13 protein-coding genes are annotated in these 13,392 nt (G+C 48.9%); 10 read left to right on the forward strand and 3 right to left on the reverse strand.

Annotated elements, in window-relative coordinates; translation table 11 throughout:
• Nucleotides 1-149: 149 nt before the first annotated feature.
• Nucleotides 150-599 (forward strand): hypothetical protein, encoded by a 450-nt coding sequence (locus LW808_002440; GenBank protein ID UPA28143.1) that lies wholly within the window; start codon nucleotides 150-152, stop codon nucleotides 597-599.
• A 69-nt stretch (nucleotides 600-668) separates the two neighbouring features.
• Here LW808_002440 and atpA read toward each other — a convergent pair whose 3' ends face one another.
• Nucleotides 669-2,204 (reverse strand): F0F1 ATP synthase subunit alpha, encoded by a 1,536-nt coding sequence (gene atpA / locus LW808_002445; GenBank protein UPA28144.1) that lies wholly within the window; start codon nucleotides 2,202-2,204, stop codon nucleotides 669-671.
• An 80-nt stretch (nucleotides 2,205-2,284) separates the two neighbouring features.
• Here atpA and trmD point away from each other — a divergent pair, with 80 nt between their 5' ends.
• The 9 genes from trmD (at nucleotide 2,285) to LW808_002490 (ending at nucleotide 8,393) form a co-directional block, all read left to right on the forward strand.
• Nucleotides 2,285-2,983 (forward strand): tRNA (guanosine(37)-N1)-methyltransferase TrmD, encoded by a 699-nt coding sequence (trmD, locus tag LW808_002450; GenBank protein UPA28145.1) that lies wholly within the window; start codon nucleotides 2,285-2,287, stop codon nucleotides 2,981-2,983.
• Between the two features lie 41 nt (nucleotides 2,984-3,024).
• Nucleotides 3,025-3,375 carry a 50S ribosomal protein L19 gene (rplS, locus tag LW808_002455; GenBank protein UPA28146.1) on the forward strand — a complete coding sequence of 117 codons (351 nt, stop codon included), beginning with the start codon at nucleotides 3,025-3,027 and terminating at the stop codon, nucleotides 3,373-3,375.
• 1 nt (nucleotide 3,376) lies between these two features.
• On the forward strand, nucleotides 3,377-3,742 hold the full coding sequence (locus tag LW808_002460) for a flagellar biosynthetic protein FliO (GenBank protein UPA28147.1): 366 nt from the start codon (nucleotides 3,377-3,379) through the stop codon (nucleotides 3,740-3,742).
• Nucleotides 3,743-3,795: 53 nt separating this feature from the next.
• Entirely contained in the window at nucleotides 3,796-4,638 is an 843-nt protein-coding gene (gene prmC / locus LW808_002465) for a peptide chain release factor N(5)-glutamine methyltransferase (GenBank protein UPA28148.1), read from the forward strand.
• A 52-nt stretch (nucleotides 4,639-4,690) separates the two neighbouring features.
• Nucleotides 4,691-4,960 carry a type III secretion system export apparatus subunit SctS gene (gene sctS / locus LW808_002470; protein ID UPA28149.1) on the forward strand — a complete coding sequence of 90 codons (270 nt, stop codon included), beginning with the start codon at nucleotides 4,691-4,693 and terminating at the stop codon, nucleotides 4,958-4,960.
• A complete protein-coding gene (sctT, locus tag LW808_002475; protein UPA28150.1) occupies nucleotides 4,957-5,745 on the forward strand; it encodes a type III secretion system export apparatus subunit SctT in 789 nt (262 codons plus the stop codon). The genes sctS and sctT overlap by 4 nt, the downstream gene beginning before the upstream one ends.
• Before the next feature lie 2 nt (nucleotides 5,746-5,747).
• The gene (sctU, locus tag LW808_002480) at nucleotides 5,748-6,839 is read left to right on the forward strand and encodes a type III secretion system export apparatus subunit SctU (GenBank protein ID UPA28151.1); all 1,092 of its coding nucleotides are present in this window, start codon (nucleotides 5,748-5,750) and stop codon (nucleotides 6,837-6,839) included.
• 82 nt (nucleotides 6,840-6,921) lie between these two features.
• Complete coding sequence (locus LW808_002485; protein UPA28152.1) at nucleotides 6,922-7,653, forward strand: hypothetical protein; 732 nt, start codon at nucleotides 6,922-6,924, stop codon at nucleotides 7,651-7,653.
• A 59-nt stretch (nucleotides 7,654-7,712) separates the two neighbouring features.
• On the forward strand, nucleotides 7,713-8,393 hold the full coding sequence (locus LW808_002490) for a MarC family protein (GenBank protein UPA28153.1): 681 nt from the start codon (nucleotides 7,713-7,715) through the stop codon (nucleotides 8,391-8,393).
• A 44-nt stretch (nucleotides 8,394-8,437) separates the two neighbouring features.
• Here LW808_002490 and gyrA read toward each other — a convergent pair whose 3' ends face one another.
• Nucleotides 8,438-10,873 carry a DNA gyrase subunit A gene (gene gyrA, locus LW808_002495; protein ID UPA28154.1) on the reverse strand — a complete coding sequence of 812 codons (2,436 nt, stop codon included), beginning with the start codon at nucleotides 10,871-10,873 and terminating at the stop codon, nucleotides 8,438-8,440.
• Nucleotides 10,874-10,879: 6 nt separating this feature from the next.
• Complete coding sequence (gene gyrB / locus LW808_002500) at nucleotides 10,880-13,366, reverse strand: DNA topoisomerase (ATP-hydrolyzing) subunit B (protein ID UPA28155.1); 2,487 nt, start codon at nucleotides 13,364-13,366, stop codon at nucleotides 10,880-10,882.
• Nucleotides 13,367-13,392 lie beyond the last annotated feature (26 nt).

A 13,392-nucleotide genomic window follows, 5' to 3' on the forward strand; every position in this document is an offset into this window, starting at 1 on the left:
ATTTTTCTGGGAATTCTTGGCGAGTTGCAAAACCTCTTGTGCCCAATTGTCTTTATGAGATGGTATAATTTTTCGGAGAAAAATGTACGATCTTGGGCTTATAAAAATGAAGTGGAATATATTTCTGAGGTGAAAATCATAGGGTATAAATGAGAAATTTTGCAAAAAATACACAAGGTCAAAGGTGTATCCGATCAACGCCGACGGTAGACCCGAATTGGTGCCCGGATGCACAGCATGTGTTGTCCATTATTAATACGCTAGAAAGGCCGTATTTGCAGTGGTTGCGCGAAGGGGTTAAAAAGGCCGAAGGTCGTATCAATGGTCCCGCTTGTCGTAAGATGTATCCGGGCGAAACAATCGTTTTGCAGGATCGGCGTTCGCAGGATTTTGTGTTTGGAACCATTACGTTTAAGCACGTTTATCGCTCGTTTGAGGAAATGCTCATCGTAGAAGGTGTTGCTAATATGTTGCCATTTTTAGGAGCAGACGATCTCCAGGCTGGCGTGAGAGTGTATCAGCAGTTTCCTGGGGCCGAGCGTGTTAAAACGTTGGGATGCGTTGCGATTGGAATACAGGTAACTAACAGCAATTGTTAGCGCTCCAAGCAGAAATGCGTAAAAAAGGGCCGCTTAGGCCCTTTGAAAGTTTTGGATGTTTTGCTCTACTTAAGCGCGTGATTTTTGCCAGTCTTCGATGAGCGCGCGGAGTTGGTCCTCGATGGCGTCGGTGAGCTTCTGTTCTTGAGCAATCGCAGTGAGAATGTGTAGACCGGCAGTTGCGCAGTAACCTAGAAGTGAGTCTGCAGCAGCATTCACATGGTCTAGCGGGATTTTGTCGAAAACACCGGCGTTGATCGACCATAAGAGAACCACTTGGGAGGAGGCGCTGTAGGGCGTATTGGCGGGTTGCTTGAAGAGTTCGACGATACGTGCACCGCGATCGAGTTGTTGTTGAGTTTGGGGATCGAGATCGGAGCCAAACTGTGCAAAGGAGCTCAGTTCGTAGTACTGTCCGAGTTCGAGTTTGAGCTTCCCGGCGACCTGTTTAAAGGCTTTCATCTGTGCTGAAGATCCGACACGGGAAACTGAGATTCCAATCGATATCGCCGGACGAATACCTTTGTTAAAGAGACCGGTGTCGAGGAAAATTTGTCCATCGGTGATGGAAATAACGTTCGTCGGAATGTAGGCTGAGACGTCACCCGCTTGCGTTTCGATGATTGGGAGTGCCGTGAGAGAGCCTCCACCGTGTTGCGCATCAAGACGTGCGGCGCGTTCAAGTAATTTGGAATGGAGGTAAAACACGTCGCCCGGATAGGCTTCACGCCCGGAGGGACGTTTTAAAATGAGGCAAATTTGACGGTACGCGACGGCATGCTTGGAGAGGTCGTCGTATACAATAAGGGCATCCATCCCGTTATGCATGAACCATTCCCCCATGGCGCAACCGGCGTAAGGGGCAATGTATTGGTTTGTCGGATTATCGGCAGCGGATGCGTTAATGATCACCGTAAACTCCATCGCATTGTGATCGGTGAGCGTCTTAATCGTCCGGGCGATCGTTGAATTTTTCTGACCAATCGCGACGTAAATGGAGTAAACCGGGCGGAAGTTTGGATCACCGGAGGTAAGGCCTTCGCGGTTAATCTTAGCTTGATTGATAATTGTATCAATTGCGATGGTCGATTTCCCGGTGGAGCGGTCACCGATAATGAGTTCTCGTTGACCACGACCGATAGGGATCATGGCATCAATGGCGAGAATCCCCGTTTGAAGCGGTTGGTTCACGGACTTACGGGGCATAATCCCTGGAGCGATGGTCTCAATCGGGTATTGTTCCTCGGTGAGAATTTTCCCATAGCCGTCGAGGGGCTGGCCGAGGGCGTCAATGACGCGTCCCAATAGTGCTTTCCCAACGGGTACGGAAAGGAGTTTACCGGTAGCCGTTGCTTGCATCCCGGATTTAAGGGCTGTATCGTCACCTAAAATAACGACGCCGACGAAATCTTCTTCCAAGTTGAGCGCGACACCGAAAATACCGTTTCCGAAATCGATCATCTCGTTATACATCACCTCGGAGAGGCCATTAACCACCGCTACACCATCGGCGACAGAAAGAATCGTACCGACATTTTTCTTTACGGTCGAGGGCTGAACGGCGAAAATCTCCTCACGGATTTGCGCGATAATCGAGTCAGACATGGGTACATTTATAATCTCTAGGCCTGCAATCACAAGGATAAAATCCTTGCGCTTGGGAGTACATTTGGCGTGATACGGGTATGCGCATCGATCTGATATCACTTTTTCCGGATATGCTCGATGGGTTTATGGCGTCATCGATTTTAGCGCGGGCGCAGAAACAAGGTTTTTTAGAATATCACAAACACAATTTACGGCAGTGGTCCGAGAATAAACATTTCAAGGTAGATGATCGACCGTTTGGGGGTGGTGCAGGGATGTTATTACAGCCCGGACCGGTTATACGTGCGATCCAAGCGTTACGGACGGAGGAGAGTTGTGTGATTTATCCCTGTCCGGATGGGGTACCGTTGACGACGGAACAGGTACAGATTTTAGCGCAACATACGCATCTGATTTTTTTATCGGGGCATTATGAAGGACTCGATCAACGGGTTCGTGACCGGTACATTGATCAAGAATTTTCTATTGGTGATTATGTTTTAACCAATGGGACGTTAGCTGCAGCGGTGATGATTGATGCGATTTGCCGTTATATTCCAGGGGTTTTAGGTAATAATGTTTCTCTTGAACAAGATTCACTGAGCGATGGGCTTTTAACGTTTCCGCAGTATACACAGCCCCGGGAATTTGAAGGAATAACGGTACCGGAAGTGCTTTTAAGTGGGAATCATGCGGAAATTGATCGCTGGCGATATGCGCAACGTTTGGAAAAAACCCGTCAACGGCGTCCCGATTTATGGGCGAAATACATCCAATCGCATAACGACGGCTCGTAAAAAAGTTTGACTCAGAGAGGGACTTTCTCAAACCTAGGCGTATGAACCGCATCATTGAGGAATTGACCGCGAAACAGCTCATCGCGGGGCGTGATCATTTCAAAGTCGGCGATGGCGTCCGGGTCCACGTGAAGGTACGCGAAGGCGATAAGGAGCGTATTCAGATTTTTTCGGGTATTGTAATCGCCAAAAAGCACGGTGGGATTTCCGAGACCTTTACGGTACGCCGTGTGGTTGCGGGCGAAGGTGTTGAGCGGGTATTCCCTAAAAACTCACCGAGTATCGCGAAGATTGAGGTGGAGCGTGAAAGTATTCCGATGCGCGCGAAGCTCTACTACATCCGGAAGCGGATTGGTAAGGATGCGATGAAGGTCCGGGAGCGGAAACGCTAGGATGGTTGAGTTTGCCGTTATTGTTAAAGCGGTCATCTTCCTGGTGCTCTTAGCACTTGGAGGATACTTTTTTGTTCTCTTTCGTCGTCGCAACTGGTTTTTAACGGCGGAGCATAAGGACAAAGGTCCGGATACGCTCCAGGTGGTCCGGCAACTACCGATCGGGGGGCGCAGTTCATTAGCGATCATTCGTTGTAATCAACAAAAGTTTCTGATCGGAGTGAGTCCCTCAGGCATTACCGCGATTGGAGAGCTCCAGGCAACACCGACGGACAGTGCTTCATTTGGTAAAATTGGGGCTATCAATACCTCCTATGTGGTGAACACACCGCCCGGGGAGTCTGCGGGGAAAAGCGAGACTGAATAACGGATATTTTTTGTTTTCACCCAATGATGTTTTTGCCAGGATGATGATTCTTGGTGGAAGAGACGTTGTTGGAGTTGATGAAGCGTGCGGTCCGGTTTTTAGAGCAACGGGGTGTGCCGAGGCCGAAATGCGATGTCGAATGGATGTTTTCCACCATGCTCGGATACCAACGTCTGGCGCTCTATCTCAACGGGCACAGGACGATTAGTACTCATCAAAAGCAACAGCTTCGAACGTGGCTTCAGCGCCGAGCACAACGGGAACCGCTACAGTATATTCTAGAAAAAGTCGAGTTTTACGGCATATCCCTTCATGTTGACCCACGCGTTTTAATTCCGCGACCAGAGACGGAATTTTTAGTCGATTGGCTGTGTACCCAGCAGGTGCAGCAACCCAAAACGATTTTAGATCTCGGCACCGGTAGTGGCGCGATAGCGATTGCGCTCGCGAATCATTTCCCGGAAGCCCAAGTCGTGGCCGTAGATATTTCGCCTGATGCGCTTGAGGTTGCACAAGAAAATGCACGTCATCACCAAATTTCAAACATTCACTTTATCGTTTCAGATTGGTTTAAAAATATTCCGCAGCAGCGTTTTGATTGGATTATTGCGAATCCGCCTTACTTAACCGAAGAAGAGTACGCAACCGCAGAAGCAGAAGTCCGACAATATGAACCGAAAAATGCCCTCGTTGCTGAGCAAGAAGGCTTTCAGCACCTTGATCAGATTTTACAGACAGCGCCCCGGTTTCTTCAATCACAGGGTATAGTCGCTTTAGAAACGGGCATCCTCCATTCCCATATTTTACAAGAACGCTACCAAGCTTACAGGATGACGAAAATCCTCCAGGATCTTACAGGCCGTGACCGCTTTTTCATCGCAATGAACGGTGGGTGAGGCTTGCTATCTTTCAAAAAATCATTACAAGTAGTGGCTGGATAGGGGTGGTATGGATCAGGATTTCATCATCAACATTACGGAGCAGGCGATGTTGCTCGTGCTCATCCTCTCGATGCCTCCGATCTTGATTGCGACTTGCGTCGGGTTAATGACGAGCCTACTCCAAGCCCTAACGCAGATCCAGGAACAGACGCTGAGTTTCGCGATCAAACTCTTTTTCACCGTACTCGTCCTGTCGCTTTCGGCGTATTGGATTGGTGATCAGCTGATGGCCTTTGCGAACTTCTTGTTTACTTCATTTGCGACGATTATCCGATGAATCCAGGGATCCAATACCTCGGCGGGGTGCTCATGATGATGATGCTCTGCCTTGTGCGTCTCGCCGCGGCGCTTTCGTTGACGCCAGTTTTCGCGAAGCAGTACATTATGGGAACGGGACGAAATGTTGTGATCTTAGCGATGGCACTTCCGCTATTTTACACGGTTTTCCCGGAATGTCCATCGACGCAGCTTCCGATTTCGATCCTGATTTTAACGATCTGCAAAGAAGTGATTATTGGAGCGCTTTTGGGATATCTTTCGGGCTTTATTTTTTACGCTGCGGATAGCGTCGGGTTTATTATCGATATTCAACGGGGATCGTCGATGGCGATGACGTTTGACCCAGTTGCGGGTTCACAGACCTCCTTAATCGGTAGCTTTTTGACGCAGATGATCGCAACGCTGTTTTTTACGATGGGGGGATTCTTGTTCTTCCTCGGACTGATCTACCAGACCTACATTATCTGGCCGGTTTTCGGGTTTTATCCGACATTTGACGCCAATTTCCCAGCATTTGTGATGTCCTTTGTCGACGATCTCATGGAGGTTATTTTCTGTTTTTCAGCTCCGATTCTCCTTGTTTTATTTCTCTCGGAATTTGGACTCGGTATGATCAGTCGGTTCGCGCCGCAGCTAAACGTATTCTTTATGGCGATGCCGGTCAAGAGCTGGCTATCGATGTTTTTTTTACTGTTTTACTTTTCGTTGCTTGGAGAACTGTTCCACTACTACTTCTTTACGCAGAGTAAGATGGCGTTGTTCGTCAATAAGGTGTTTCATTAACGATGGGAGAAAAGACTGAAGAGCCGACACCGAAAAGAATCCGCGATGCCCGGAATAAAGGGAATATCGCCAAGAGTCAGGACGTTACCTCGACCGCAACCCTCATCGGTGCGTTTTGTTTTGTCGGCCTCGGTTGGGATTCACACCTTAATGATCTGGCCGAGCTTATGCTCATTCCGACGGTTTTTATCGGCAACTGTAACCTTGCGGACTACAAAGATCAAGTTCTCTGGGCGGTTGTGGCCAAATCGGGAGCGATCATTACGCCTTGTCTTGCGATGGTTGCGCTGATGGGGCTCATTGCGAATTTTGCGCAAGTGGGACTTTTATTTACGACGCAGCCGATTATGCCGGATCTCAACAAGATCAATCCGATATCGAAAGCGCAACAGATGTTTTCGATGAAAAATATCGTTGAGATGCTCAAATCGACGGTCAAAATTTTATTTCTCGGATTTTTAATTTATGGTCTCATCAAGAGTGTTTTTGATGACTTGTTGCTCTTGCCGTACTGTGGATTAGGGGGTGTGTTTAGTATTTTAGGTCCGGTGATGAAGGACTTTGCGAAGCTCGTGATTTTCGCATACATTGCGGTTGCGGCGGTCGACTACGCCTACCAGAAATACAACTGGAAGCAACAGCTTATGATGAGTAAGGACGAGATCAAGCAAGAGTACAAAGAATCCGAAGGTGATGGGCAGGTCAAAAGTAAACGTAAGCAGATCCACCAGGAGATGATGGAGGAAGACCCGCCACAGCGCACAAAACACGCATCCGCTTTAGTCACAAACCCGGAGCACGTCGCCGTTGCATTGCTCTATAATTTCGAACAACCGATTTTTCTTCTACCGATTGTATTGGCGAAAGGCGTAGGAAGGGTCGCCGAAGAGATGATCAAAGTCGCTAAAGACGAAGGGATTCCCATTGTCCGGAACGTTCCACTCGCTCACGCACTATTGGATACTTCCCAAGTCATGCGCTACATTCCGCGCGAACTCATTCTTCCGGTTGCCGAAGTCCTCCGCTGGGTCAAAGAAGCTCGCTCCCCGCAGTATCAGGGCCCGCTCATTCGGGATGATGAGGACAATTTTTAAGTACTCGTTGTATTTGTAAAATAGTTTACTTTTATTTATTTTACATACAATTGTCAAATTTGTGAGTACGACTAAAAAATTGATGGCGTTATGGGTCCTCTTCCAAGGAAGTTGGGGAATACAAAAAGTTTTAGGGAGTGCCTCGCTATTTCCGGAATCGCTGATCCAAGAGATCCATGATAATCTCGAGAGCGGTGATGAAATAGAAAAAACTCTATCGGTGATGCGCAGCCTGTTTCGTTTGCATATTGGACCTTACACTCAAGATAACTTTAACGTTCATAATTTGGCGTTTTCCACACCGGTAATGAAAGTTCTTCTGCGCCAGCAGGCACAAGAAGGTGTGACCAAGGGTGATGATATTTTGGGAATTTTGTCATTCTTATGTCAGTTGCCGGTCATTACACTTGATGTTACGGAAGATAGCACGGGCCCTGGAAATCCTGTTAATTTTTTTCGCCGCATAACGATTTGCTTCCCAGGAGAAGTTGAAAATCCAGCGGCACTCTATCTTCAAAACTCCGGCGATTTGCCGGCACTACGGAATCAATTTGAGGTGAGCACCTATGCGATCCCTGAGGACGCGGATACAGACGATGCGATCCGTCAGGTGATTTTAACGGATGGTGGGCGTATTGGCGATGATGATGGCTGGTCATCCAACGCGTACTACCTTTCCGATTGGGCCCATTTGTGGAAGCAGGGAGAGCTTCTATTTTTCATTCGCCACCACACGGCACAATCGCTTCTGTGGGTATGTTACAACGACAATGGCGACGGATTTTTCCAGGTCCACGATGAGAATGGTGCATAAATTGTAAAAATAGAGCAAATGTTTCTTGACATTACCGCCAGCGGCCTTTGCATGACGGAATGGAACCGTGCGCATTCGTCGCGTCGCTCGCGCAAGATTGTCTCCACAGTGGGACTTTTACAGAATGTTTTTGGCAGGTCTTTCTTGCCGTCTGTCCTTTAGCGGTTGTCGCACTTTATCTCAGCATGACGATCGAGTACACGGTTAAGGAGCGCATCCGAACAGCGTGTACGGCGTGTCTCGTTTCTTGGGGATTCATGGTTTTGACGGTACTTGCGGGACGCAAGGCACTTGAAACTATTGGTGTCGAGTTTAATGCGTTTCAGATCGCAGGTGGTGCGCTACTTCTTTTGACGGGATTTAGCATGGTCCGCTCTGGAGATCCGGAAATTCCCGGCAAGAACGATAATGGCCAGACGAAGAGGAAGCGTGCGGATATTTCGATTGTACCTGTGGCCATTCCGCTCATTTCGGGGCCCAGTGTACTGACGATTATTATTGCGAACCGTGGCACCTGTCTCGACTACTCCTGCTGTATCTCTTGCTTGTCCGCAGTCACAATGGTCGCCGTGCTCATGTACGGCATTTTGTACCTAACCGCTCGAGGTGCGCAGTGGCTCACGCCGGCAGTCCTCAAACTCGCATTCCGCCTATCGGGGCTCTTTCTCATCGCGATTGGTGTCCAATTTATGATGGATGGCCTCAAGTCGACCGAGTGGATTTTGCAGCTCGTTAAGTAACTTTTTATGAAGCCTGGTTGATCGATCAGGCTCTTTTATTGTCCTTAGGCAGCGTCTTCGACTTCGATGAGGCGGCTGATGCCGACGAGTTTGTCGCCTTTTTCGAGATTGACGAGCCGAACACCTTGAGTCGTCCGGCCAATGACACGGACGCCTTTGACAGGGAAACGTACCGCTTGGCCGTGTTGGGTTACCGCCATGATCTCGTCCGTTTCGCTTACCGTTAGGGCTGCGGCAACACCGACTTTAGCGGCCATTTTAATCGCAATCACGCCGTGTCCCGCCCGCTTTTGTAGACGATAGCTCTCAAAGGAAGAGCGCTTCCCTTGGCCATTTTCGGCGGCAATCAGAAAAGTCGCTGCGTCGTCGACGATTGTCATTGCGACCACGTAATCGTTGTCATAGAGGGAAATGCCCCGAACACCACGAGTTGCTCGTCCCTGATCCCGAAGCTCGGTCTCGCTAAAGCGGATCGACATACCGTTGTGGGTAATTAAGACGACTTCGTCAATGCCACCTGAGAGACGCGCCGAAAGGATATCATCGCCCTCATCGACCTCGATCCCAATAATCCCGCCGCGACGGTAATTGGCATAGGCGTTGAGGTTAGTCTTTTTTACGACGCCCTTCTTTGTGCACATAATGAGGTGTTTTTCCTCGGAAAATTCTGGGAAACAGATCATCGCCGCGATCTTTTCATCGGGCTGCATTTCGAGGATATTAACGATCGAACGGCCTTTCGATGTCCGTGCTCCCTCGGGGATTTCGTAAATTTTTTCGACATATACGCGTCCATTCGTCATGACGAACATGATATAGTCGTGCGTACTTGCGGAGAGCAGGTTCGTAATTGTATCGTCTTCGTGCTGTCCCGCGCCGATAACCCCTTTACCGCCACGCTTCTGGGAGCGGTATGCATCGTTGCTCGTACGCTTAATAAAGCCATTAGCGGTTACCGTCACAATACACCCTTCATTCGCAATAACGTCTTCGATGCGAAATTCGTCTTCAGCAGGTAAAATTGCGGTCATCCGAGGCGAAGCATACACATCCTTAAGCGCCAAGAGCTCTTGTTTGACGACACCCAGTAGGAGCTGTTCGTTATTTAAAATGTGACGATATTCCTCGATCTGTTGGATAAGTTTTGCGTACTCTTCTTCAATTTTGGCCTGTTCGAGTCCCGTGAGCTGGTAAAGGCGTAGCTCTAAAATTGCATCTACCTGGCGTTCCGAGAGGGGATAGCGCTTTAAAAATTCGGCTTTCGCAGTCTCACGATCCTTAGATTGCCGGATAATACGGACGAAATCATCGAGATTCGCGAGTGCAACTTTGTATCCCTCTAAAATATGGGCCCTCGCTTCGGCCTTTTGGAGCCGGAATTGTGTCCGACGGAAGATGACTTCGCGACGGTGATCGAGATAGCACTCGAGTAATTCCTTGATGTTCATCTGCTTCGGCCGACGTCCGTCGAGCGCGAGGAGAATGACACCAAAAGACGATTCCATCGGCGTTAGCTTCCAGAGCTTATTAATGACAACCCGTGGCGATTCGTTGCGTTTGAGTTCGATTACAATGCGAGTGTTTTCGTCCGATTCGTCGCGGAGATCGCTTGCTTCGTCAATAACCTTATCGTTGATCAGCTCCGCAATTCGTGTAACGATCGCTGCCCGATTGGTGTTGTACGGCACCGTTGTAATGACCAGCTGTTCACGGCCATTACTCTGTATTTCAACTTCAATAACACCGCGGTTACGGATAATGCCTCGTCCAGTACGTAAGTATTTTTGGATATTTTCGAGTCCAATAACTGAACCACCGGTAGGAAAATCCGGGCCCTTGATAATTCCGCAAAGGTCGTCGACCGTTGTAAGCGGATCATCAATCATCCGGCATAGTGCATCAATGAGTTCGCCGAGATTATGGGGAGGAATATTTGTGGTCATCCCAACCGCAATTCCCGTCGAGCCGTTCATCAAGAGATTCGGGAGCGCGGAGGGCAGAACGGTGGGTTCTGTCGTGCTTTCTTTATAATTGGGCTGGAAATCGACCGTTTGCTCGTCGATGTCCTTCAAAAGGTCTTCGGAAATCTTTTCGAGCTTACATTCCGTGTAACGGTAGGCCGCTGGTGGGTCGCCATCAATGGAACCAAAATTCCCCTGGGGGGTGATGAGCGGATACCGCATAACCCAATTTTGCCCTAAGCGTACGAGGGTTTCATAGACCGATGAATCGCCGTGTGGGTGATAATTTTTTAAAACCTCACCGACGACACCCGCACACTTATCGAAGGGCCGTGCATTGACAAGTCCCTCCCGGAGCATCGCATAGAGGATACGGCGTTGGACGGGCTTAAGTCCATCACGTGCATCGGGTAGCGCACGGCTCACGATGACCGACATGGAATAATCGATATACGACCGTTGCATGACATCGCTAATGTCAGACGGCAGAATTTTTTCAGTTAAAGTGTTTTCGGTCATAGTATTTTAGGCGTCAATGTACGAGGCGTTAAGGGCATTATCCTCGATAAATGCACGGCGGATAGCGACGTCCTCGCCCATAAGCATCGAAAAGACACGATCCGCGGCGGCCGCGTCATCGATAGAAACTTTCAAAAGTTTACGGGTCATAGGATCCATCGTTGTTTCAAAGAGCTGTTTAGGGTTCATTTCTCCGAGACCTTTATAGCGCTGGATCGAGAGACCTCTGCGGCCAAGTTCGCGGATTTTAGAAACCATTTCGATTCCCGAATACATCTCTAAAACGGATTCGTGGTCGGTACCGATATTTTCAACAAGGTGGTAACGCGGTTGTTTGGTGGGCTCGAAGGTACTGAGGTCGAGACCGAGTTCTGTCAGTTGATCGAGGAGGTTTTTTAAGGAAGATGCTTCAAAGATTTCATGAACGGTAATCCGTTGACGAATTTTAACGCCATCGATTTCGAGTTCGCGCGTTGCAGAACCCTCAAAAATATGATCGGTAATGCCGTACTCCGTGTAAAACTCCAAGCGCTCATCTTCATTAAACAAAAACTGGTATGATTCTTCGTTCCCCGAACGGATACGAACAATGAACTTGGGGAGAACATTTTCCGGTGTGTGTTGATCGAGATAGAGCGGTAAAGGACAGCCGTGACGGAGGATATTGGCTCCCAGCAGTTCAATACGTGCAAAAATACCGATAATTTTTGAAACCTCTTCTTTTGAAAAGGCGTGGGAATCGACTAACCGGATGAGCGTTACATCCTCTTCGCCGAGCTCGAGTAAGATACGATTCATCTCGGCATCGTTATCCACATAGCGCTCTTTTTTACGGCGTTTAATTTTATAGAGAGGTGGTTGAGCGATATACACGTATCCGCGCTCGATGAGTTCGCGCATTTGCCGGAAGAAGAAGGTCAGCAACAATGTCTGAATATGGGAACCGTCGACATCGGCATCGGTCATGATGATGATCTTATGGTAACGGCACTTATCGGCATCGAAGCCACCGCTATCGTCATGTTGGCCAATACCGGTTCCGCAGGCGGTAATAATCATGCGGATTGCTTCGCTGCTCAGTACACGGTCGAGTCGTGCTTTTTCGACATTGAGGATTTTTCCGAAAAGCGGTAATATGGCCTGTGTGGCCCGGTTACGGCCTTGCTTTGCGGATCCCCCTGCAGAATCTCCCTCGACGATGAAGAGCTCACATTTAGCCGGATCTTTTTCGGAACAATCCGCGAGTTTCCCAGGAAGTCCTCCGGCAGAGAGTGCACTTTTACGAACGGTTTCGCGAGCTTTACGAGCGGCTTCGCGGGCCCGAGCGGCGTTCAGACATTTTTCGACAATTGATTTTCCAAGACCGGCCTTGGTCTCCAAGACGTATTTGAGGTTATCGCCGACAATTTTTTGGACAATGCCATCAACTTCGCTGTTTGAGAGCTTGGTTTTCGTTTGCCCTTCGAATCGGGGTTCGGGAACCTTGACGGAAATAACCGCCGTTAGACCTTCGCGGACATCGTCACCGGTAAGCTGTGGATCCTTGTCTTTAACAAGATTATTGGCCTTGGCGAAAGCGTTAATCACGCGTGTGAGTGCGGTACGGAAGCCCGAAAGATGTGTACCGCCCTCAACATTGCCGATCGAATTGGCATAGGCGCAAATCTGGTCGTTGTAGGTATTCGTGTACTGCATCGCGACGTCAACGGTTACCGTTCCGCCGTGGCCTTCGGCATTGCCCGACAACGCAATCACTTCGTTATGAATGGGCGCTTTCCCGCGATTGAGAAATTCAACATACTCCGCGATCCCGTTCCGGAAGTTGAAGATTTCGCGCTTATTCGTACGCTCATCGCTAATCGCGATGGTGATGCCGGAGTTTAAAAATGCGAGCTCCCGGAGTCGCTTTGCTAAAAGGTCGTAGCGGAATTCACGGGTTTCGGTAAAGATCTCTGGATCGGGTAAAAATGTAATCCGTGTACCAGTCTTAGTCGCATCTCCCGTAATGGTCATCGGCTTGGTCGTCTTACCGCGTGAAAAGCTCATCGAATAGACATGCCCGTTTCGGCGTACTTCGACTTCAAAATCCTCCGAGACAGCATTAACGCATTTGGCTCCAACACCGTGTAATCCACCAGAAACTTGATAGGCACCTTTGCCGAACTTACCGCCCGCATGGAGATTGGTCATAACGAGCTCGAGTGCAGGGATTTTATACTTAGGATGGATATCGACTGGGATTCCACGGCCATCGTCTTCGATGGAGCAGGAACCATCGATATGGAGTGTTACGGTAACATTTTTACAAAAACCGGCGAGTGCCTCATCAATGGAATTATCGACGATCTCGAAAACACAGTGATGGAGGCCACGTTCGAGCGTATCGCCGATATACATATCGGGGCGCTTACGGACGCCTTCGAGGCCCTCGAGCTTCTGAATTTTGGAGGAATCATACGCATCGCTCTGCTTCGGCGGGACGTCTACGCTCATAATGCAACAGACAAAAATGTAAGTAA

It is taken from the genome of Verrucomicrobiota bacterium, assembly GCA_021294815.2.
In the GTDB taxonomy this organism is placed as follows: Bacteria; Verrucomicrobiota; Verrucomicrobiia; order Opitutales; family LL51; genus LL51.